Below are 21250 nucleotides of genomic sequence, written 5' to 3'. Positions count from 1 at the left end.
GTCATTTCCCCCTGTTCGATGACCGCGCGCTCATCAGCAGCCGCGCACCGGCGCACACCCCGAGCGCGAGCCAGGTGACGCGCTTCGACAGCCGCACGGCCCGCTCGACGTCATGGCGGCCGACGGCCCGCCCCCGCGTGTTCAGCACGGGCCGGTGCTCCACCCGCCCGCCGTACGACAGCGTCCCGCCCAGCCGCACCCCGAGCGCCCCCGCGAACGAGGCCTCCACGGGCCCGGCGTTGGGGCTCGGATGCCGCACCGCGTCGGCCCGCCACGCCCGCACGGCCCCCCGCGGATCCGGCCCCGCCAGCACGGCGAGTACGGCGGTCAGCCGCGCTCCCGGCCACCCCGCGAGGTCGTCCAGCCGCGCGGAGGCCCACCCGTACCGGCGGTACCGGGCCGACTTGTGCCCGACCATGGCGTCCAGGGTGTTGACGGCCCGGAACCCGAGCAGCCCCGGCACCCCGCCGACGGCCCCCCACACCAGCGCCCCCACCACGGCGTCGGAGGTGTTCTCGGCGACCGACTCGACCACGGCCCGGGCCATGCCGTCGGCGTCGAGGGCCTGCGGGTCACGCCCGCACAGATGCGGCAGCCGGGCCCGGGCCGCCTCGACGTCCCCGGCCTCCAGGGCACGCCCTATGGTCCGCGCCTCCCGGGCGAGTGAAGTCCCCCCGACGACGGCCCAGGTGGCGACGCCGGTCAGCGCGACGGAGGCGACGGCGGACGGCCGCACGGCACGCGCGGCGGCGGACCCGAGGGCGACGGCCCCTCCGGCACAGACGGCGGTGTGCAGCGCGCCCCACCCGCGGTGGTCCCGCCACAGCACCCGTTCCACGGCACTCGCGGCCCGCCCGAACGCGGCGACCGGATGCCCCCGGCGAGGATCACCGAGCAGCAGGTCACCGATCAGGCCGGCGGCGGCGCCGTACGCGAAGACGCGACCGGCACCCATGGGCTCAGCCGGCCAGGAGGGCGGGCAGGGGTGGGGTGTTGAACCTCGATCGGCAGCCGCGCATGGCGATATGTGTCCTCACTCAGGGTGTCCACGCCCTGGTTCGACGAGACCGGCGGTGAGAGTTCCTGGCTCCCGGGGATTGCTACCCCGGTGACAGTGGCGGGACCGCGCCGGACTTTCACCGGCTTCCTCTCCTGCCGCCGTATTGGCCCCGGCAGTCCACCACGGCCGGGAACCGCCGTCAACTTGCCGTTGACCTGCGAGGGGAGAGTGTGGAGAACCCCACATTGCCCCCTCCCGTACACACGACGACCGGGCGGCACGGAACCGGAGTTCCGTGCCGCCCGGTGGACACGACGTGACGTCAGGCCCTCAGGCCACGATCAGATAGATCCCGTACCCCACGGCCGCCGCACACGCCGCGAAGCACGCGTACGCGCCGGTGACCGCGAGTCCCGCGGACCCGCCCTCCGCCACCGCCCGCTCACGGCGCGACAGGCCGGTGATGCCGAGGGTGAACAGGCCGACGAGGGCCACGGTGACCACGAGGCTGACACCGAAGACGGAGCCGAGGGCCGCCCAGTCGATCTTCATATCCGAGACTCTTCCTTGTAACCGGTGGCGGGGTCAGACCGTGGTGGTCGTGGTCGGCGTGCGCTCGGCGGTGGCCTGCGACGGGAACGCGGGGACCGAGTCGTCCGACGCCGTGGCCGTGCCTCCCGCCGGGGGCGGTGTCACGGCGGCCATCGCCGTGGTGACCACGCCCGCGGGCTCGGTGTCGTCGGTGTCGTTGACGTTGGTGTGGTCGACGACCTCACGCCGCGAGAGCTTCCAGATCCACGCGCTGGAGGCGATGAGGAAGACCGCCACCGCGGCGGTGCCCCAGTTGCCGAAGCCGGTGACGTACTCGGCGAGCGCGCCCACCAGGGCCGCCGCCGGCAGCGTCAGGCCCCACGCGACGAACATCCGCGTCGCGGTGGACCAGCGGACCACACCGCCCTTGCGGCCGAGGCCCGCGCCCATCACCGAACCGGACACCGAGTGCGTCGTGGAGAGGGAGAAGCCGAGGTGCGAGGAGGCCAGGATGACGGTGGCCGCGGAGGTCTGGGCGGCGAAGCCCTGCTGCGGCTGGAGGTCGGTCAGGCCCTTGCCCATGGTGCGGATGATGCGCCAGCCGCCCAGGTACGTGCCGAGCGCGATGGCGAGACCCGCCGAGAGGATGACCCACATGGGCGGGTCGGAGTCGGGCGCGACGGCGCCGCCGGCCACCAGGGCGAGGGTGATGACACCCATCGTCTTCTGCGCGTCGTTGGTGCCGTGGGCCAGGGAGACCAGGCCCGCGGAGGCGATCTGGCCGGCCCGGTAGCCCTTCTTGGACGCGTTGCCGTCGGCCTTGCGGCCGAGGGAGTACGTCAGCCGCGTGGCGAGCATCGCCGCGATGCCCGCGACCAGCGGGGCGGCGATCGCCGGGATGAGCACCTTGGTGACCAGCACGTCGCCGTGCACCGCGCCGACGCCCGCCGAGGCGATCGTGGCGCCGATCAGACCGCCCATGAGGGCGTGGGAGGAGCTGGACGGCAGACCGACCAGCCAGGTCAGCAGGTTCCAGAGGATCGCGCCGACCAAGGCGGCGAAGATGACCTCGGGACGGATGCCGGCCTCGTCGACGAGGCCCTTTGAGATCGTGTTGGCGACTTCCACGGACAGGAAGGCGCCGACCAGGTTGAGGACCGCGGACATGGCCACCGCAACCTTGGGCTTCATGGCGCCCGTGGAAATGGTCGTGGCCATCGCGTTCGCGGTGTCGTGGAAACCGTTCGTGAAATCGAACGCGAGAGCGGTTACCACCACAATCGCGAGGATCAGCGAGAAGCTTTCCATTTACCCAGGCAATCGTTCGAGGTCATTGGCCAGCCGAACGTAGGCAAGCTGAGTGAACGGAAGATGAACTGGGAGGGGCGCAGGGGTGACCGCAACGGGGGGTCCTCGTTCCGCCCCGGAGCAGCGCCTTCCGCGCCCGAGCGACCGGGCCCCCGGGCGAACCCCTCCCGCCGTACGGGTTGTATGCGATCGGGCGCCGCGCACCGGGCCCGCCGCGCGCGAGTCGACATGGCGGCATGTGTGAAAAATCACCACAAAGGGTACGGCGAGACCGTTCGCTCTCAGGGCCTGAAGTGCCCCCGCCCGGCGGCGCTTCGAGCCCTTCCCTGGCAGGATCGCGGCATGGCTGAGCAGCGGGGTGACGAACGGCACGCGGGATACGTACGGGAGAGCGGACAGGGCGCCGGGGAGCCGAGGCGCAGGAGGGTGCGCCCCGAGGAGGCACGCGCCTGGGAGGACCTCGTCACGACGGCCCGCCGGTCGGTCTCGGACGGACTCGTCGTCGGCACGTCCGGCAACGTCTCGGTACGCGTCGGGGACACCGTCCTCGTCACGCCGTCGGGCGTCCCCTACGACCGGCTGGCGCCGGACGACGTGACCGGCGTGGACCTCGACGGCACCCAGGTCCTCGGCACGCTCGTCCCGACCAGCGAGCTGCCCATGCACCTCGCCGTCTACCGCACCACCGGCGCCCTGGCCGTCGTCCACACCCACGCCGTCCACGCGACGGCCGTCTCGACACTCGTGAGCGAGCTCCCGCTGATCCACTACATGGCCGCGGCGCTCGGCGGCCCCGTCCGGGTCGCCCCCTATGCCACCTACGGCACCGACGAGTTGGCCGAGAACATGCTCCGCGCCCTCGCCGACCGCTCCGGCTGCCTCCTCCAGAACCACGGCACCGTCGCCCACGGCGCCACCCTCGCCCAGGCCTACGACCGCACCGCCCAGCTGGAGTGGATGTGCCGCCTGTGGCTCACCGCCTCCTCGGTGCCCGGCCTGACCCCGAGCCTGCTGTCCCGGGAACAGCTGACGGAGGTGGAGGAACGCCTGCGCGGCTACGGCCAGCGGGGCTGAGCCGCCCCCGCTGCCGCCACGGACGTCACCCCGCCGCTGCCTCCCACTGGTCGCCCCCGGCATCCGCCAGGACACTGGAGCCGTGCGCACTGCCAGAGCGACGGCCGCTGCCGTCACCGCCGTGATCGGGACCGGTGCCGCCGCGGTGGCCGCCGGCCGGCTCGCCAGCGACGCCGCCCTCAAGGCGCCCCCGGGCAGGCCCCTGCCCACCGAACCCCGGCTCACCGTGCACGGCACCGCCGCCGGGCAGATCACCCTCACCCGGGACCTCGCCGCCCTGCGCCCCGGCCGCTACGGCCTCTCCGGCGACGGCTCCCACGCGGTCGTCGGCCCCGTCCTGACCGGCGCCCCGCACTCCGCCGACACCGTCGTGCGCCGCCTGGAGAGCGTGACGCACGGCACGCTGACGCCGGGCGACAAGGTCTGGCTCACCCCGAACGTGTACGTCGGCAACCCGAGCGCCGCGCTCGGCCTCGAACACGCCGATGTCGACGTCCCCGGCGAACTCGGCGCCCTGCCCGCGTGGTTCGTGCCGGGCAAACGGGACACCTGGGTGATCGCCGTGCACGGCCTGGGCACCACCCGGGAACTCGCCATGAACGTCATGGGGTTCCTGCACCGCAGCCGCTTCCCGGTGCTCGCCCTCGCCTACCGCGGCGACCTTGGCGCACCCCGCCCGCCCGACGGCCTGAACCACCTCGGCGAGACCGAGTGGCGCGACCTCGACGCCGCCATCCGCTACGCCGTGCGCTACGGAGCCCGCCAGGTCGTGCTGCACGGCTGGTCCACCGGCGCCACCATGGCCCTGCGCGCCGCCGCCCACTCGGGACTGCGCGACCGCGTCTCCGGGCTTGTCCTGGACTCCCCGGTGCTCAGCTGGGAGGCCACCCTGCGCGCCCTCGCCTCGGCCCGCGGCATCCCGAGCGCGCTGCTGCCCCTGGCGGTCCGTGCCGCCCAGGGCCGCACCGGCCTGACCGGCGACCGCGACACGGGCCCGGCCCCGGCCGACGGCCTGCGCGTCCCGACGCTCGTCTTCCACGGACCGGACGACACCGTCGCCCCCTGGCAGCTCTCGCGCCGGCTCGCCGACGCCCGCCCGGACATGGTCGCCCTCCGCACCGTCGCCCACGCGCCCCACGGGGCCATGTGGAACGCCGACCCGGAGGCCTACGAGGAGGCGCTCCGCCGCTTCATGACCCCCCTCATGTGACTCCGCTCACACCCACGCGCTGACGCGGCCTGCTGCCGGTGTCCCGGTGGTCTCTCACGCACCCCCCGTTCACGCCCCCTTCGCCCCGGCGCAACCACGTCCCGTCCCGCTCGGCACCGACCGGTCGCAACGATTCCGTTTAGCGCCGCACCACTGGCCTGTTCCCGGCCCTCGACCACTCCTGCGCACAGGTGCGTTGGCCATCCCCGTCGCCCGCGGTGACATTCCGTTTGGGTTTTCGGACCGTCAACCGGAAGACTGCCCCCGTGACGTCCCGTATCCCGCGCGACTCCAGGCTTCGACTCGTCCGCCCGCGACCCCTGGCCGCCGCCCCCCAAGCGATGAACCAGCGGCGCTCGCGCCGCCCCGCACCGCGCCCTCCGGAGGGCACCCCGGCACCGGCGGAGCTGGCCAGAATGGCACGCTCAGGTCTGGCCGACGCGGCCCGCGTCGCCCGCTGGGCCGACGCCGCGCTCGGCCCCGGCCGGGACAGCGGAACCGACGACGGCAAGGCCACCCTCTCCGACGCGACCGCCGAACGGGCGGCCCGCGACCTGGGGCTGACCCCGGCTCAGGTCAGAGCCGACTGGGACACCGCCCGCCTCGCCGGTCTCATCGAGGTGCACGGCGACAGCGCCCGCCCCGGCTGGCGGCTGCGCGCCTGGAACCGCGACGACAGCGCCGTCCTGCGCGGCTGGGTGGCCCTCTTCGACGCCTGGTCGCTCGCCCACCCGGAGCCCGCGGACCACGAGCCGGCCGCCGTCGCCGAGGTCGTCTCCGCCATGCCGCAGGTGCTCTCCTTCCTCCAGCTGTCCGCCGGGCCCGTCCCCGTGGAGCAGCTCCTCGACCTGCTGGAGCAGCGCGTCACCGAGCTGCGTACCGCCCGCTGCGAGATCCCCTACGGCCCCCAGCCCGAGCCGCCGGCCGAACCGGAGCACTGCGACGCCCCGCTCGCCCCGCTGCTCGACTGGGCCCTGCGCGCCCTCGCCTCCGTCGGCGCCCTCACCTACGGCGACGGCCAGGCCACCCTCACCCCCCTCGGCAGCTGGGCCGTCTGGGTCAAGCTGGAGCAGATCTGCGTCGCCGCGCAGAGCCCCGCCGGGAACATCGAGCAGGCCGCCGAGGACATGCTCCGCGGATGCGCCCAGCTGCGCCCGAACGCGGCCCGCGCCGAGTACCGCGCCTGGCTCGCCGCCCGCCCCGTCGGCAGCGCCGTCACCGAGCTCCTCGGCGCCGCGCGCGGTGAGGACGCCCTGCTGCGCGGCCTCGCCTTCGAGGCGCTGCGCGTGGTCGGCGCGCCCGCCGAGCCCGATGTCCGCGGCGTGCTGGAGGAGCCCACGCTCAGGCCCTACGGGCTGCTGTGGCTGGCCGAGCACGACGGCGCCGACCCCGAGGACGCCCACGAGGTCCTCACCCGTGAGGAGGCGACGTGGCTGTGGGTGGACACCGCGGCCGCCGTCGCCGACCACGGTGAGGCGCCGCTGCTGGTGCGCCACCTGGAGTCCGCGGTGCAGCCGACCGTCCCGATGCTCCTGGAGGAGGTACGCGCCGTGGGGCACCCGCGCACCGTGCAGGTCCTGGTCGCCCTCGCCGCCGCCCACCCCGACCCGGCCCTGGCCAAGGCGGTACGCCGGGCCGCCTTCCAGGTACACACCGGCGGCAGCTAGAGCCGCGGCCCGCCCCGCGGGACGTCAGCCCGCCGAAATCTCCGGCGCGTACGTCCCGAAGCTCCACACATTGCCCTCGAGGTCCCGGGCCAGGTACTCCCGCGAGCCGTAGTCCTGGTCCGTCGGGGGCATCAGCACCTCCACGCCGTGGGCGGCGGCGTGGCGGTGGTGCCCGTCCACGTCGTCCACCACCACGTACACCCCCGTGGTGCCCGCGTCCTTCATGGCGGCGTCGAACAGGCCGCCCCGGCCCTTGGTGCCGACCATCACCGCGCCGTTGCCCTGCGCCAGCTCCGCGTGCATCACCGAGCCGTCCTCGCCCTCGTACACCGACAGCTCGGTGAAGCCGAAGGCCTCCGTGAGCTGCCGGATCGCGGCTTTCGCGTCCGCGTACAGCAGTGTCGGACAGATGCTCGGACGCCCGCCGGACATGCCTGCCATGGCGATCACTTCCTCGTGTCTCGCGGGGATGTCCCACTCAGTGTTCCACCGGCCACCGGCAACGGCCCTCGTCCCGGCCGCCGGTGATCGAACACCCGCACACAGAAAAAGTGGTTGCACGTCCCCGTTAGACTGTCCCCCATGGCCATTCTCCTCGCGCATTAGACGGCGGGAACGCCCGCCCGTCGCCCGCCATCGCCCTTCCAACGGCGCGCTACGCGCGGCACCCCCTGATTCGCCCATCCCGCCCCCGTATCCGCCCTGGAGTCTGTCCGTGATCTCCGCCTCCGGTATCGAGCTGCGCGCCGGTGCCCGCGTCCTCATCGAAAACGCCTCGTTCCGCATCGCCAAGGGCGACCGCATCGGCCTCGTCGGCCGCAACGGCGCGGGAAAGACCACCCTCACCAAATGCCTGGCGGGCGAGGGCATGCCCGCCGGCGGCGCCATCACCCGCTCCGGCGAGGTCGGCTACCTCCCGCAGGACCCCCGCACCGGCGACCTGGACATCCTCGCCCGCGACCGCATCCTGTCCGCGCGCGGCCTGGACGTACTGATCCGCAAGATGCGCGACAACGAACAGCGCATCGCCAACGGCCAGGGCGCCACCCGCGACAAGGCGCTCAAGCAGTACGAGCGCCAGGAGACGGAGTTCCTCACCAAGGGCGGGTACGCCGCCGAGGCCGAGGCCGCCACCATCGCCGCCGCGCTCAACCTGCCCGACCGGGTGCTCGGCCAGCCGCTGCACACCCTCTCCGGCGGTCAGCGCCGCCGTATCGAGCTGGCCCGGATCCTCTTCTCCGACGCGGACACCCTGCTGCTCGACGAGCCCACCAACCACCTCGACGCCGACTCGATCGTCTGGCTGCGCGACTACCTCAAGACCTACCGCGGCGGCTTCATCGTGATCTCCCACGACGTCGACCTGGTCGAGACGGTCGTCAACAAGGTGTTCTACCTGGACGCCAACCGCGCCCAGATCGACATCTACAACATGGGCTGGAAGCTCTACCAGCAGCAGCGCGAGGCCGACGAGAAGCGCCGCAAGCGCGAGCGCCAGAACGCCGAGAAGAAGGCCTCCGCCCTGCACTCGCAGGCCGACAAGATGCGGGCCAAGGCCACCAAGACCGTCGCCGCGCAGAACATGGCCCGCCGGGCGGACAAGCTGCTGGCCGGCCTGGAGGCCGAGCGGAAGTCCGACAAGGTCGCCAAGCTGCGCTTCCCCGAGCCCTCCCCGTGCGGCAAGACCCCGCTCATGGCCGAGGGGCTGTCGAAGTCCTACGGCTCGCTGGAGATCTTCACCGACGTCGACCTGGCCATCGACAAGGGCTCCCGCGTCGTCATCCTCGGCCTCAACGGCGCGGGCAAGACGACCCTGCTGCGCCTGCTCGGCGGGGCCGAGAAGCCCGACACCGGCCAGGTCATCGAGGGACACGGCCTCAAGCTCGGCTACTACGCGCAGGAGCACGAGACCCTCGACCCGGACCGCACGGTCCTGGAGAACATGCGCTCGGCCGCCCCCGACCTGGACCTGGTGGACGTCCGCAAGACACTCGGCTCGTTCCTGTTCTCCGGCGACGACGTCGACAAGCCGGCCGGTGTCCTCTCCGGCGGCGAGAAGACCCGTCTCGCCCTGGCCACCCTCGTGGTGTCCTCGGCGAACGTGCTGCTCCTCGACGAGCCGACCAACAACCTCGACCCCGCCAGCCGCGAGGAGATCCTCGGCGCGCTGCGCACCTACAAGGGCGCGGTCGTCCTCGTCACGCACGACGAGGGGGCGGTCGAGGCGCTCCAGCCGGAGCGGATCATCCTGCTGCCCGACGGTGTCGAGGACCTGTGGGGCGCCGACTACGCGGATCTCGTCGCCCTCGCCTGACCGCCCGTCGCGTTCGCTCTGTTACCCGTCGCGTTCGCCCGATCGCGTGTCGCCGTTCGCTTGATCGAATGCGTGATCAACGGCGTATGGATCATTCGGCCTAGCGGTGATCCATCATCTGTGTGAGATCTCCTCGTATCGAGGTGTGTCCTACATCAATTTCGCGGCCGAGCCCCCGATTCTTCCGGGCTCGGCCGCGTCGCCTTTCTGACCTGGCCTTTTCGGGAAAGATCCGTTCGGTCGTACGGACGCCGCTCTTCGGAATTCGATATTCCGGATGTGGGGACGCGCTCCCGTCGTCACAACCTTGTCTCACGGACCTTGCCGAATGGGTGGCCATGAAGGCCCGGAGGGGTGATCATGAGGAGACCAGAGCGCACTTCCCATGAGGAGGCACGGGTGGCCGAGACTCTGAAGAAGGGCAGCCGGGTGACCGGCGCCGCGCGCGACAAGCTCGCGGCAGACCTGAAGAAGAAGTACGACGCCGGTGCGAGCATCCGGGCGTTGGCCGAGGAGACCGGCCGCTCGTATGGCTTTGTGCACCGCATGCTCAGTGAGTCGGGCGTCACGCTGCGAGGGCGTGGCGGGGCGACCCGGGGCAAAAAGGCCACGGCCTGACCCCGGGTGGCCCCTCGGCTTCGATGGTGGCCACCCGGTAGGTCGACTGATCGGCCGGGTGGTTACTGTGCAGTCACTTAAGTGTGGCCTGCCGCGGCGGTGAAGCCGTCGCGGGGCACGCAAGACGACCGCACTCATCGGAGGCGTCCCATGGCTTCGTCCGACCAGGACCTCGTTCCCGTACTCGACAAGGACGGCGTACGGCTCACCGTCGACGACGCGATCGCCACGGTGACGCTGACCAACCCGACCAAGCGCAACGCGCAGAGCCCCGCTCTGTGGCGGGCGCTGACCGAGGCCGGGCGGCAGCTGCCGGGCACTGTCCGTGTCGTGGTGCTGCGGGCCGAGGGCAAGTCCTTCTCGGCCGGGCTCGACCGGCAGGCGTTCACGCCCGAGGGCTTCGACGGCGAACCGTCGTTCGTCGACCTCGCGCGCGGCGCCGACGCCGAGTTGGACGCGACCATCGCCGAATACCAGGAGGCGTTCACCTGGTGGCGGCGCAGCGACATCGTCTCCGTCGCCGCTGTCCAGGGGCATGCCATCGGGGCGGGCTTCCAGCTCGCCCTCGCCTGCGACCTGCGCGTCGTCGCCGACGACGTGCAGTTCGCCATGCGCGAGACCAGCCTCGGACTCGTGCCCGACCTGACGGGCACGCATCCGCTGGTCGGACTCGTCGGTTACGCCCGCGCGCTGGAGATCTGCGTGACCGGGCGCTTCGTCGCGGCCGAGGAGGCCGTGAACACCGGTCTCGCGAACCTCGCCGTGCCCGCCGGGCAGCTCGACGACGCCGTACGCGACCTCGCGTCGGCCGTGCTCGCCGCGCCCCGCGACGCGGTCATCGAGACCAAGGCGCTGCTGCGCGGCGCCCAGGACCGCACGTACGAGGACCAGCGCACGGCCGAGCGCCAGTCCCAGGCCCGCCGCCTGCGCGACCTCGCCGGCGTCGGGGACTGAGGACCGCCGGTCCCGCCCGGGCGCGGTCAGCCGACCGCGCTCACCACGACCGCCACCGTCGGATGGTCCGGCAGCGTCCGCCTGACCGCCGTCCGGACCTCGCGGGCCACGTCCCTGGCCCGCCGGTCCGCGCCCACCGCCAGCTCCAGCCGGACATGGCGGTGGGGCAGCGCCGCGCCCTCGGGGAACAGCAGCTCGATGTGCACGGGGTGACCCAGCGTGCCGGTCAGATGGACGACACCCGGGACGCCGAGCGCGGCGGCGGCCACCCGGGCCTCGTCGTCGCCCTCGGCCCGCGCGGCAGCCGGGGGCCCGGGAAGGGCGACGGCGGGTCCGTCCTCCGCGGGCCCCTCCTCGTCCAGCAGCCCCGTCACCCGCAGGTCCACCTCCGTCACCGTCAGCCCGAGCCGCCGGTCCGCCGCGGTCGCCAGTGCCTCCCGCAGCACCGACGCCGTCGCCGGCAGGGGCCGCGCGGCCGTCGCGGCGATCTCCGCCGTCACCCGCAGCGGCCCGGGCGGCAGAGCGCTCGGCGGCGCCGGTACGGCCGGCTCCTCGATGTCCGCCGCGTCCGCGACCGCGACACGGAGCGCGTCGAGGCGCACGCCCGGCGCGTCGCACGCCGCACTCCGCAGCACCGCCTCGGCTGCCCGCTCCGCGATCCACGCGCCGTCCCGCGCGTCACCCAGAGGCAGAAGCCTGCCGATTCCCAGCTGATGTCTCACTGCCTGCGTCCATCGGTCGGCCGTCATTCCTCCAGCCTGCCGCATCAGAGGCGCGCTCCCACGCAACCGTGCTTACGGTGGTCCAAGGACGACGACCGAAAAGGACGTACGGCGATGACTGACATGACCGAGAACCGGGGCGGGGAGTCCGAGACGGCGGCGGCGCGCAGGAGTCCGCTGACCAAGCGCGGGGGAGGAGACCCGGGCTCCCGGGGCCGGACGACCATCGCGGACGGCGTCGTGGAGAAGATCGCCGGGCTCGCCGCACGCGACGTCGACGGCGTGCACGCCATGGGCAGCGGTCTGTCCCGCACCTTCGGCGCCGTGCGCGACCGGGTGCCCGGCGGCGCGAAGTCGGTGACGCGCGGGGTGAAGGCCGAGGTCGGCGAGGTGCAGGCCGCCCTCGATCTGGAGATCGTCGTGGAGTACGGCGTGTCGATCGCCGATGTGGCCCGGGGCGTGCGGGAGAACGTCATCAACGCCGTCGAGCGGATGACCGGTCTCGAGGTCGTCGAGGTCAACATCGCGGTGAGCGACGTGAAGCTGCCGGACGAGGAGGAAGAGGAACCGGAGCGCCGGATCCAGTGAGGTACGGGCCATCGGACACCACAGCGGCTGAGGAGCTGAGACGCGCATGAGCATGGCCGTGGTCGGCATGATCGCCGGCATGGCGCTGGCCTTCGCCGGATATTTCGGCGGATTCGGCGCCTTCGTGCTGGTGGCGGCATTGGGCGCCGTCGGCTTCGTCGTCGGCCGGTTCCTGGACGGGGACATGGACTTCGGCGAGTTCTTCCATGTCCGTGAACGGCGGCGGTGACGCCCGTGAGCACGGGGGCCGGTGAGCTCGACAGACCCGGGGCGGTCGTCCCGCCCGGCGAGCGCGGCGCGACCCGGATCGCCGACCGGGTCGTCGCGAAGATCGCCTCACAGGCGGCCCGCGAGGCCGTCGGCACGCTGCCGCCCGACGCCGACCGGCCGTCCGCGTCCGTCACCGTCCACCACGAGGTGGCCCACGTCCGGGTCCAGATCGACCTCGACTACCCCTGCGACGTCGGCGCCCGCTGCCGCACGGTACGGCAGCAAGTCGTCGAGCGGGTGGGCGACCTGGTGGGCATGCAGGTGCCGGAGGTCGTCGTCCACGTGGAGCGGCTGCACCTGACCGCGGCGCACGGCGCGGGACAGGGGAGGACGCGATGAGCGAACCCCGCGACGAGGAACAGCCCGCCGAGGGCGCCACGCAGCGGCTGCCCGTCCTCGACGAGCAGGAGACGGACCACACCGGCGGAGCCGACCGGTCCGAGTCCCCGGCCGCCCACGAACCACCCGGACCCGAGGGCGAGGGCGAACCCGAGGGCCGCTTCTGGTCGGCGCGGCGCGTCCCCGCCGGCATCGTCGCCCTGCTGCTCCTGGGCCTCACCGGGCTGTTCCTCTACGACATCGTCTCCGTGCGGGCCGGCCGGCCCGGCATGTACTGGCGCCGGGAACTGGCCGAGCAGCTCGCCGAACGGCCCCTGGACGACACCTGGGTGCTCGTCGGCGCCGGGGTCGCGGCGCTCCTCGGCCTCTGGCTGCTGATCCTGGCCGTCACACCCGGCCTGCGGGACGTGCTCCCGATGCGCCGCATCCACCCCGGCGTACGCGCCGGGCTGCACCGGGACGCCGCCGCCACCGCGGTACGGGACCGGGCCATGGAGGTGGCCGGCGTGCAGGCGGCGCGGGTACGGGTGCGCCGCAGGCGGGCCGACGTCCGTGCCGTGTCGCACTTCCGTGAACTGGACGACGTACACGCCGAGCTGGAGGAGGTGCTCGCCGACGCGGTCCGCGGACTGGGGCTGTCCCGGCCGCCCTCGCTGTCGGTGCGTGTCCGGCGGCCCGGCCGAAAGGGGTGACCACGGTGCTCGGCATCGTCAACCGCGTGTTCCTCGGCCTGGTGGGCCTGGTCCTGCTGGTGCTGGGCGGCTCCGTCCTGGCGGTCGGCCTCGGCGCCCCGGTGCCCTCGTGGTGGATCCACGACAGCAAGCACGACGTGCTGTTGAGCGAGGCCGAGCGCACCCGCTGGCGCGACGACGGCTGGTGGTGGCCGGTCGTCATCGCCGTGCTCGCGGTCCTGCTGCTGCTCGCCCTGTGGTGGCTCGTCGCGGTGCTGCGCCGGCGCCGCCTGGCCGAGGTCCTCGTCGACACCGGCGACGGCGAGGGCGCGCTCCTGCGCGGCCGGGCCCTGGAGAACGTCCTCACCCAGGACGCGGCCCTCATCGACGGCGTGGGCGGAGCACGGGCGCACCTCAAGGGCCGCCGCGGCGCCCCCGAGGCCCACGTACGCCTCGCACTGGAGCCGCACGTGGACCCGGTGACGGCACTGACCGACTTCACGACCGGCCCCCTCACCCATGCCAAGACGTCGGCGGGCCTCGCCTCACTTCCGGCGGAGGTGAGGCTCAAGGGCGTCAAGCACGGCGCGGAACGGGTGAGTTGAGGACCCGTGCGACCCCTCGCGCGGCCCGTCAGAACCCGTGCCGCGCTCCACCGTCGACCGGCACCATGACCCCGGTCACGTAGGAAGCCGCCGGAGACATCAGGAACGCCGCCACTCGCCCGAACTCCTGCGGAGTCCCGTAGCGTCGCAGCGGAATCCGCGACTCGGACGCCGCCCGGGTCGCCTCGGGGTCCGCCGACAGCGCGTCCAGCTGCCGCACCCGGTCGGTGTCGATCCGCCCGGGCAGGACACCGACCACCCGGATGCCGCGCGGCCCCAGCTCGACGGAGAGCGACTTGGCGAACCCGGCCAGCCCCGGCCGCAGCCCGTTGGAGATGGTCAGCCCCGGGATCGGCTCGTAGACCGACCCGGAGAGCACGAAGCCGATGACGCCCCCGGCCTCCATCTCGGCGGCGGCGGCGCGGGCCAGCCGTACCGCACCGAGGAACACCGACTCGAACGCCGCCTGCCACTGCTCGTCCGTGTTGTCCGCGACGAATCCGGCCGGCGGGCCGCCCACGCTGACGAGCACGCCGTTGAAGCGGCCGAAGTTCTCCCGCGCGGCCGCGATCAGCCGGGCCGCTGCCTCCGGGTCGGCGTTGTCGACGGCGACCCCGACCGCGTTCGGTCCCAGCTCGGCCGCCGCTTCGGCGACGGTCTTCTCGTCCCGCCCCGAGACGACCACCTTCGCCCCGTCCGCGACGAGCTCACGCGCGGTGGCGTTGCCGAGGCCCCGCGTGGCTCCGGTGACGACGTACACCCGGTCCTTCAGTCCAAGATCCATGGTCCCTATCCTGCCCCGTCCTCACCGAACAGGGCGAGGGCGGTGTTCACCAGCCCGATGTGGCTGAACGCCTGCGGGAAGTTGCCGAGGTGCCGGCCCGTCACCGGGTCGAACTCCTCGGACAGCAGCCCGACGTCGTTGGCGAGCCCCGCCAGCCGCTCGAACAGCTCGCGGGCCTCCTTCGTGCGACCTGTCATGTGCAGGGCGTCGGCGAGCCAGAACGAGCACACCAGGAAGGCGCCCTCGCCGCCGGGCAGTCCGTCGACGTGCCCGTCGTCGGTGCTGTAGCGGCGCAGGAAATCACCGCCGTGGGCCAGCTCCTCGCGGACCGCGTCGATCGTGCCGATCACCCGTGGATCGTCCGGGGGCAGGAATCCCACGCGCGGGATGAGCAGCAGCGCGGCGTCCAGTTCGCGCGAGCCGTAGGACTGCGTGAAGGTGTTGCGTTCGGCGTCATAGCCCTTCTCGCACACCTCCTCGTGCACCTCGTCGCGCAGCGCGCGCCAGCCGTCCAGGTCGCCGTCCAGCTCCGGGTGGCGCTCCAGGGTGCGCACGGCCCGGTCGGCGGCCACCCACACCATCACCTTGGAGTGCACGAACTGGCGCCGGCCGCCGCGCACCTCCCACAGCCCCTCGTCCGGCTGCTGCCAGCTGGTCCGCAGGAAGTCCATCAGGGCGGCCTGCAGCGCCCAGACGTCCGGCTGCGGGGACAGGCCCGACTCCCGGGCGAGGGACAGGGAGTCCATGACCTCGCCGTAGACGTCCAGCTGGAGCTGGTTCACGGCGTCGTTGCCGATGCGGACGGGGGCTGAACCGACGAATCCGGAGAGCCACGGCAGCTCGGACTCGGGCAGTCGTCGCTCGCCCGCCACGCCGTACATGATCTGCAGGTCCGCCGGGTCGCCGGCGACCGCGCGCAGCAGCCAGTTGCGCCAGGCCTCCGCCTCCTCCTGGTAGCCCGCGGCGAGCAGCGCGTTCAGGGTGAGGGTGGAGTCGCGCAGCCAGCAGTAGCGGTAGTCCCAGTTGCGCACCCCGCCCGGTTCCTCGGGCAGCGAGGTGGTGGGGGCGGCGACGATGCCGCCGGTCGGGGCGTAGGTGAGTGCCTTGAGGGTGATCAGGGAGCGGACGACGGCGTCCCGGTGCGGGCCGTCGTAGCGGCAGCGGGAGGCCCAGGCCCGCCAGTCCTCCACGCTGTGGCGCAGCGCGTCGTACGGGTCGACGAGCGGCGGGCGTGGCTCGTGGGAGGGGTGCCAGGTGAGGACGAAGGCGACTTTTTCGCCCTTCTTGACGGTGAACTCCGCGTGCGTGCCGTAGTCCTCGCCCCAGCTGGTCACCTCCGGCTCGCTGCGCAGCCAGGCCGAGTCCGGGCCGGCGACGGCGACGCGGTGGCCGTCGGCCCGGCGCACCCAGGGGATGATCGAGCCGTAGTCGAAGCGGAGCTTGAGGGCGCTGTGGAGCGTCACCTCGCCGTCGAGGCCCTCGACGACGCGTACGAGATCGGGGGCGCGGTCGCGTTGGGGCATCAGGTCGGTGACCCGGACGGACCCTTGCTCCGTCTCCCACTCGGTGTCCAGGACGAGGGTGTCGCGGCGGTATGCGCGCCGGGTGCAGCGGTCGGCGCCCACGGGGGCGATGCGCCAGTAGCCGTTGTCCTCGTCGCCGAGCATTCTGGCGAAGCAGGCGGCCGAGTCGAAGCGGGGCAGGCACAACCAGTCGACGGATCCGTCCGTACCGACCAGGGCCGCGGTCTGTTCGTCGCCGATGAGCGCGTAGTCCTCGATGCTGGGGTGCACGGAGTGCGGGTTCCCGGCAACTCGGCGTGGCAATCAGGGCGGGGGCCGGGGGAGTGACCGGCAGGGGCGGGTGTCGGCTCGTGCTCCCCGTGCGCTCCGGCCCCGGGGGCTACACCGCCGCCGGCTCGGCCTCCGTGGTGTCGGCCGCCTCGCCCGCCTTGCGGGCCCGGTCCCTGGCCTCGCGGCGGGCCAGGGCCGTCCATCCGACCGGGACGGCCGCGGCGAACAGCCACCACTGGACGGCGTACGCGTAGTTCAGCGCCGCGTCCTCCTTGCCCGGGTTGCCCATCAGCTCGGGGGTGTCCCCCTTGGGCTCGGGGGAGGTCTGGGCGATGTAGCCGCCGAGCACCCGCGCGTCCAGGCGCCGGGCCTGCTGCTCGCTGTTGATCAGCATGATCTGCCGGTCCGGCAGGCCCTGGAGGTTCTTGATGCCGCTCGCCGCGGTCGTCTCGTCGGGCATCAGGCGCCCCTCGACGGTGACCTCGCCGCCGGGCGGGGCGGGAACCTTCGGGAACGTGGTCTGGCTCGGGCCGTCGGAGGGGATCCAGCCGCGGTTGACCAGCAGCACCTTGCCGTCGTCGAGGACGAACGGGGTCAGCACGTGGTAGCCGACCTCGTCGCCGGAGTTGGTGCGGCGCCGGACGACGACCTCGTTCTCGGTGTCGAAGCGGCCCTTCGCCGTCACCGTGCGGTACCGCTCGGCGCTGGTCACGGTGTGCCCGGGCGCCGTCAGCCGCTCCACGGGCACCGGCTCGGCCGCCAGCGCGTCGGTGACCAGCTGGTTCCGGGCGGTGCGCTCCTCGTAGCGATGCATCTGCCAGATACCCAGCCTGATCATCGTGGGGATGAGGAGCAGGGCGATCAACGTGAGGATCACCCACTGCCGGGACATCAGGAAGCGGTACACCCCACGACCGTACAACTCGGTCGTGGGGTGCATTCAGTCGGGTACGGGTTCAGACCTTGTCGACAATTCCTGCCTTTCCCTCCGCGCGGGCGCAGTGGGCGCCGCAGTACCAGTGGCCATCGGCCTCGACACCCTGGCCGATGATCTGCACCCGGCAGTGCTCGCAGATGGGGGCCATGCGGTGGATCGCGCAGGAGAAGCAGTCGAAGACATGCACCGCGCCCTGCGCGTGCACCTCGAAGGTCATACCGTACTGATTGCCACATACCTCACAGGTCGCCATGCGCCACAGGGTGGGCCGTCGTCCCCGCGCGGGCGAGCGGGCGCCGGGCGAGTCGCCCGGCAATCACCCGTCCGTACGGTCACCCCTCCGACGCCGGCTCCACATCCGCGAGGAGCTGCCCGAACGCCGCCTCGTCGACGACCGGTGTGCCGAACTGCCGGGCCTTGACGACCTTGGACGTGCCCGAGTCCGGGTCGTTGGTGACGAGGAGGCTGGTCAGCCGGGACAGGCTCGTGGCCACATGCAGCCCGGCGTCGGTCGCGCGGTCCTCCAGCAGATCCCGCTCGGTGGAGGTGTCGCCGGAGAAGGCGACGCGCATGCCCTGCTTGAGCCGCCCGCCCGGCTCGTACCGCCCGGGGTTGGGGTAGGGGCAGGCGGGGCGCTTGCGGGACGGGCGCCAGCTGCTCGGCCGGTAGCCGCCGTAGCCCCCGGGGCCCGCCTGCTGCCCGATGCGGGGCGCGGCGGGGCGGTCCGTCCACTCGGTCAGCGGCCGGCACTCGTGCAGCGGCAGCCGTACGTTCTTCGCCGCCGCGGCCCGCAGGCTCGGGCGGAACGCCTCGGCCAGCACGCGCGCGTCGTCCAGCGCGTGGTGCGCCCGCTGCTGGACGACGCCGAAGTGCGCGGCGAGGGACTCCAGCTTGTGGTTGGGCAGCGGCAGCCCGAGCTCCTTGGAGAGCGCGATGGTGCACAGCCGCTGCCGCACCGGGGCCTCGCGCTCGGCGCGTGCGTACTCCCGGGCGATCATCTGCCAGTCGAAGACGGCGTTGTGCGCGACGAGGACCCGGTCCGCCAGCCGGGCGGTGAACTCCTCGGCGATGTCCGGGAAGAGCGGCGCACCCTCGAGCGCCTCGCTCGTCAGTCCGTGGATCCACACCGGTCCCGGGTCGCGCTCGGGGTTGACGGTCGTGTACCAGTGGTCCTCGACCTCGCCGCGCTCGTCCAGCCGGTAGACCGCCGCCGAGATGATGCGGTCGTCCCGGGCCAGGCCCGTGGTCTCCACGTCAACGACCGCGTACCCCTTGGGGTACGCGGCCGGCCACGGCGTGGCGGAGAACACTGCGGTCGTGAGGTCTTCCAGCATGGTTCCTGAGGATACGGGCCGCGACTGACAGCCCCGTCCGCCAGGTGCGTCCGCGCGGGTTTTCCGACGTCCCCTCAGGTGTGTTGTCCGGTCTGTCCCTTCACGGGGCGTACGTCTGATCGATACTCAGTCGATCAGACGTACGTCTCGCCCGCCGACGTCCTCTTCGTCCCGTATCGGATTGGCGGAGGCGGCCAAGAAGCAAGCGCGTTCCGTCGGTCATACTTGTGGGTAGCAACGTCTGGCCGAGGCGGGGCGCCGGTCCTACGGTGCTTGCATGCCGAACCTGCCCGATGTCGTGCTGTGGTCCATCCCCGCCTTCGTGCTGCTCGCCGTGGTCGAGATGGTGAGCTACCGCTTCCATCCGGACGAGGACGAGCAGGGCTACGAGGCGAAGGACGCCGCGACCAGCGTCGGCATGGGCCTGGGCAGCCTCTTCTTCGACTTCCTCTGGAAGATCCCGACCCTGGCGATCTACACGGCCCTGTACGAACTCACCCCGCTGCGCGTGCCCGTGCTGTGGTGGACCGTCCCGCTGATGCTGCTCGGGCAGGACTTCTTCTACTACTGGTCCCACCGCGGCCACCACGTCGTCCGCATCCTGTGGGCCAGTCACGTCGTCCACCACTCCAGCCGGAGGTTCAACCTCACCACCGCGCTGCGCCAGCCCTGGACGTCCCTGACCGTGTGGCCGTTCTACGTGCCCCTCGTCGTCGCCGGCGTCCACCCCGCCGCGCTGGCGTTCTGCTCCTCCGCGAGCCTCGTCTACCAGTTCTGGATCCACACCGAACGCATCGACAGGATGCCCCGCTGGTTCGAGTTCGTCCTCAACACCCCCTCCCACCACCGCGTCCACCACGCCTCCCAGGGCGGCTATCTGGACCGCAACTTCGGCGGCATCCTCATCGTCTGGGACCGGCTGTTCGGGACGTTCGTCGCGGAGACCGAGCGGCCCCGCTACGGACTGACCAAGAACATCGACACGTACAACCTGCTCAAGGTCGCCACCCATGAGTACGTCTCCATCGCCAAGGACCTGAGGGCGGCGCGTGGTTGGCGCGAGCGGGCGGGACGCGTGTTCCGGGGGCCGGGGTGGGGCCCGGGGACGGCCCCTGCCGCAGCGGCTCCGTCGCCGGCCGCCGTACCTGCTCCGTCACCTGCCGCCGTACCGCCGCCGTCGCCCGCCGCCGCGCCCGGACCCGCCGCCGGGACCGCCCCGGCCTCGGAGAGCGCGTCGGCGTGAATGCCCGTCGCCGGGTACAGCGTCCTGCTCACCGCCATGGCGTACCGGTCCGCCACCCGGCTCGGTCTCTTCGCCGGGTGCGGCGGGGCGTGGTTCCTGCTGTCCGACACCCTCATCGCGACCGGAGTCGCCGACTGGCCCCAGCTGCCGGGGCCGGACTTCTGGTTCATGCTCACCTGCATCGCCGGGCAGGCCCTGCTGGCCGGCGGCACCGTCGGGGCGCTCGACGCGCGCAGGGCACCGGCCGTGACGTACGGAGCGATGCGGGTCGCCCGAGGCGCGCCGGAGTCACCAGCGGATGGGCACCGGAAGCACCGTCAGCAGTCCGGACGCCGCGACCGCCAGACCCAGGGCGGCGACCTCGGCCCGGGCCGGCGCGCAGGCGGTCAGCGGGTCGGCCGCCCGGCGCAGCCGCCGCCGGGCCCACACGGCGAGGGCGGCGACGACCACCACGAGGAGCACCTTGGCGAGCAGCGCCCGCCCGTACGCCGTCCCCGTCAGCTGCTCCAGGACCGTCTCCGGCGGCATCCGGCGCAGCGAACTGCACACGCCCGTCGCGGTGATGGCGGCGAGCAGCACGACCGCCACGCGCGCGTAGAGACCCAGCAGGGCCGCACCGGCCGACGTGTCGTCCCGGCCGGACCAGAGCCGCAGGACACGCAACGCGTGGAGGAGGCCCCCCGCCCACAGTGCCGCGCAGGTCAGATGGACGAGCGTCAGCCCGGAGCCCGTCAGCGGGCTGTGCTCGGTCGTGGGGTGGGCGCGCAGGGCCTCGGCGACGACCACGGCGGCCAGCGGCCACACCTGGGTGCCCGGCCGGCGCGACACGGCGCACAGCCCCGCCACGAGGAACGCGTTGACCTCCAGCAGGGCCAGCTTGCCGTCCCGGGAGGCGTGGAGTCCGCCGACGTCGATGTCCGCCATCTCGTCCGGCACGAGATTGCCGGTGGCCACGAGCGCCGCGAGCCCGAGGGCGGCGCCGAAACCGGCGGCGGCCGCGATGGGGGACCAACTGCGGGGCAGGGCAAGGGATCCGGCCTGCGAACCGGGCAGCGAACGCGCCAGCCGGTTCACGAACAGTTCACCGACGGGTATGCACAGCGCCGCGAACAGCACCGTGCGCAGCAGGGCCATGCCGCCGGCGCCGGGCACCTCGGCCTCGCCGGTGCCGTGCAGCGCGGCGGACGGGCCGAGCAGCGGAATCGCCGCGGCCAGGGCCACCAGCACCAGGACGGCCACGGCCCGGCCCGCGCCGGTGGGCCGCAGCGGGCCGCGCGCATCGGTCACA

23 protein-coding genes, 1 pseudogene and 1 riboswitch are annotated in these 21250 nt (G+C 72.9%); of the genes and pseudogenes, 13 read left to right on the top strand and 11 right to left on the bottom strand.

The window, feature by feature from the left end; all coding sequences use genetic code 11:
- Nucleotide 1: 1 nt before the first annotated feature.
- From IGS69_RS07060 to IGS69_RS07050, 3 genes are all read right to left on the bottom strand, one after another.
- Complete coding sequence (locus IGS69_RS07060; RefSeq protein ID WP_190897769.1) at nt 2–955, bottom strand: cobalamin biosynthesis protein; 954 nt, start codon at nt 953–955, stop codon at nt 2–4.
- Between the two features lie 100 nt (nt 956–1055).
- Nucleotides 1056–1213: riboswitch (cobalamin riboswitch) on the bottom strand.
- Nucleotides 1214–1330: 117 nt separating this feature from the next.
- Nucleotides 1331–1552: a hypothetical protein gene (locus IGS69_RS07055; RefSeq protein ID WP_031108151.1), complete on the bottom strand. Its 222-nt coding sequence runs from the start codon at nt 1550–1552 to the stop codon at nt 1331–1333.
- Between the two features lie 33 nt (nt 1553–1585).
- Nucleotides 1586–2839, bottom strand: coding sequence for an inorganic phosphate transporter (locus IGS69_RS07050; RefSeq protein WP_190897768.1), 1254 nt, complete (start codon nt 2837–2839; stop codon nt 1586–1588).
- A 342-nt stretch (nt 2840–3181) separates the two neighbouring features.
- Here IGS69_RS07050 and IGS69_RS07045 point away from each other — a divergent pair, with 342 nt between their 5' ends.
- The 3 genes from IGS69_RS07045 (at nt 3182) to IGS69_RS07035 (ending at nt 6790) form a co-directional block, all read left to right on the top strand.
- Nucleotides 3182–3913: a class II aldolase/adducin family protein gene (locus tag IGS69_RS07045; protein ID WP_190897766.1), complete on the top strand. Its 732-nt coding sequence runs from the start codon at nt 3182–3184 to the stop codon at nt 3911–3913.
- A gap of 82 nt (nt 3914–3995) precedes the next feature.
- Nucleotides 3996–5123: an alpha/beta hydrolase family protein gene (locus IGS69_RS07040; RefSeq protein WP_190897764.1), complete on the top strand. Its 1128-nt coding sequence runs from the start codon at nt 3996–3998 to the stop codon at nt 5121–5123.
- Between the two features lie 266 nt (nt 5124–5389).
- Nucleotides 5390–6790, top strand: coding sequence for a hypothetical protein (locus IGS69_RS07035; RefSeq protein ID WP_190897762.1), 1401 nt, complete (start codon nt 5390–5392; stop codon nt 6788–6790).
- Between the two features lie 24 nt (nt 6791–6814).
- Here IGS69_RS07035 and IGS69_RS07030 read toward each other — a convergent pair whose 3' ends face one another.
- Nucleotides 6815–7231 carry a VOC family protein gene (locus tag IGS69_RS07030; RefSeq protein WP_190897761.1) on the bottom strand — a complete coding sequence of 139 codons (417 nt, stop codon included), beginning with the start codon at nt 7229–7231 and terminating at the stop codon, nt 6815–6817.
- A gap of 274 nt (nt 7232–7505) precedes the next feature.
- On the opposite strand from IGS69_RS07030, the gene IGS69_RS07025 reads away from it, so the two are divergent.
- From IGS69_RS07025 to IGS69_RS07015, 3 genes are all read left to right on the top strand, one after another.
- Nucleotides 7506–9104 (top strand): ABC-F family ATP-binding cassette domain-containing protein, encoded by a 1599-nt coding sequence (locus IGS69_RS07025; protein ID WP_190897760.1) that lies wholly within the window; start codon nt 7506–7508, stop codon nt 9102–9104.
- 399 nt (nt 9105–9503) lie between these two features.
- Nucleotides 9504–9722 carry a helix-turn-helix domain-containing protein gene (locus IGS69_RS07020; RefSeq protein WP_010037790.1) on the top strand — a complete coding sequence of 73 codons (219 nt, stop codon included), beginning with the start codon at nt 9504–9506 and terminating at the stop codon, nt 9720–9722.
- A 150-nt stretch (nt 9723–9872) separates the two neighbouring features.
- On the top strand, nt 9873–10676 hold the full coding sequence (locus IGS69_RS07015) for an enoyl-CoA hydratase/isomerase family protein (RefSeq protein ID WP_190897759.1): 804 nt from the start codon (nt 9873–9875) through the stop codon (nt 10674–10676).
- Between the two features lie 26 nt (nt 10677–10702).
- On the opposite strand, the gene IGS69_RS07010 is transcribed toward IGS69_RS07015, so the two are convergent.
- Entirely contained in the window at nt 10703–11425 is a 723-nt protein-coding gene (locus IGS69_RS07010) for a nucleopolyhedrovirus P10 family protein (RefSeq protein WP_190897757.1), read from the bottom strand.
- Between the two features lie 87 nt (nt 11426–11512).
- Here IGS69_RS07010 and IGS69_RS07005 point away from each other — a divergent pair, with 87 nt between their 5' ends.
- From IGS69_RS07005 to amaP, 5 genes are read left to right on the top strand one after another with little or no spacing between them, the layout of a single operon-like run.
- Nucleotides 11513–11986 (top strand): Asp23/Gls24 family envelope stress response protein, encoded by a 474-nt coding sequence (locus tag IGS69_RS07005; RefSeq protein WP_190897756.1) that lies wholly within the window; start codon nt 11513–11515, stop codon nt 11984–11986.
- A gap of 46 nt (nt 11987–12032) precedes the next feature.
- Nucleotides 12033–12215 (top strand): hypothetical protein, encoded by a 183-nt coding sequence (locus IGS69_RS07000; RefSeq protein WP_190897755.1) that lies wholly within the window; start codon nt 12033–12035, stop codon nt 12213–12215.
- Nucleotides 12212–12595 (top strand): Asp23/Gls24 family envelope stress response protein, encoded by a 384-nt coding sequence (locus tag IGS69_RS06995; protein WP_190897754.1) that lies wholly within the window; start codon nt 12212–12214, stop codon nt 12593–12595. The genes IGS69_RS07000 and IGS69_RS06995 overlap by 4 nt, the downstream gene beginning before the upstream one ends.
- Nucleotides 12592–13287 carry a DUF6286 domain-containing protein gene (locus IGS69_RS06990; RefSeq protein WP_190897752.1) on the top strand — a complete coding sequence of 232 codons (696 nt, stop codon included), beginning with the start codon at nt 12592–12594 and terminating at the stop codon, nt 13285–13287. The genes IGS69_RS06995 and IGS69_RS06990 overlap by 4 nt, the downstream gene beginning before the upstream one ends.
- On the top strand, nt 13284–13871 hold the full coding sequence (amaP, locus tag IGS69_RS06985) for an alkaline shock response membrane anchor protein AmaP (protein ID WP_190897751.1): 588 nt from the start codon (nt 13284–13286) through the stop codon (nt 13869–13871). The genes IGS69_RS06990 and amaP overlap by 4 nt, the downstream gene beginning before the upstream one ends.
- A 28-nt stretch (nt 13872–13899) precedes the next feature.
- On the opposite strand, the gene IGS69_RS06980 is transcribed toward amaP, so the two are convergent.
- The 5 genes from IGS69_RS06980 to IGS69_RS06960 form a co-directional block, all read right to left on the bottom strand.
- Nucleotides 13900–14655: an SDR family oxidoreductase gene (locus IGS69_RS06980; RefSeq protein WP_190897750.1), complete on the bottom strand. Its 756-nt coding sequence runs from the start codon at nt 14653–14655 to the stop codon at nt 13900–13902.
- Nucleotides 14656–14660: 5 nt separating this feature from the next.
- A complete protein-coding gene (locus IGS69_RS06975) occupies nt 14661–16448 on the bottom strand; it encodes a glycoside hydrolase family 15 protein (protein ID WP_190897748.1) in 1788 nt (595 codons plus the stop codon).
- Between the two features lie 109 nt (nt 16449–16557).
- Nucleotides 16558–17355, bottom strand: coding sequence for an SURF1 family cytochrome oxidase biogenesis protein (locus tag IGS69_RS06970; protein ID WP_232543452.1), 798 nt, complete (start codon nt 17353–17355; stop codon nt 16558–16560).
- A 49-nt stretch (nt 17356–17404) separates the two neighbouring features.
- Entirely contained in the window at nt 17405–17638 is a 234-nt protein-coding gene (locus IGS69_RS06965) for a hypothetical protein (RefSeq protein ID WP_190897746.1), read from the bottom strand.
- A gap of 79 nt (nt 17639–17717) precedes the next feature.
- Nucleotides 17718–18719, bottom strand: a complete 1002-nt coding sequence (locus IGS69_RS06960) for a DEDDh family exonuclease (RefSeq protein ID WP_190897745.1) — start codon at nt 18717–18719, stop codon at nt 17718–17720.
- Nucleotides 18720–18996: 277 nt separating this feature from the next.
- On the opposite strand from IGS69_RS06960, the gene IGS69_RS06955 reads away from it, so the two are divergent.
- The gene (locus tag IGS69_RS06955; RefSeq protein ID WP_190897743.1) at nt 18997–19962 is read left to right on the top strand and encodes a sterol desaturase family protein; all 966 of its coding nucleotides are present in this window, start codon (nt 18997–18999) and stop codon (nt 19960–19962) included.
- Nucleotides 19963–20229 (top strand): annotated as a pseudogene (locus tag IGS69_RS06950) (lysoplasmalogenase family protein); the annotation flags it as partial. It abuts the gene before it with no gap.
- 21 nt (nt 20230–20250) lie between these two features.
- Here the strand turns inward: IGS69_RS06950 and IGS69_RS06945 are convergent.
- A complete protein-coding gene (locus IGS69_RS06945) occupies nt 20251–21249 on the bottom strand; it encodes a CopD family protein (RefSeq protein ID WP_232543451.1) in 999 nt (332 codons plus the stop codon).
- Nucleotide 21250 lies beyond the last annotated feature (1 nt).

Origin of the sequence: Streptomyces tuirus (assembly GCF_014701095.1) — a bacterium.
Taxonomy (GTDB): Bacteria; Actinomycetota; Actinomycetes; order Streptomycetales; family Streptomycetaceae; genus Streptomyces; species Streptomyces tuirus.
The sequence above is the reverse complement of the archived record's forward strand: the minus strand, read 5'-3'. Positions and strand labels throughout refer to the sequence as shown.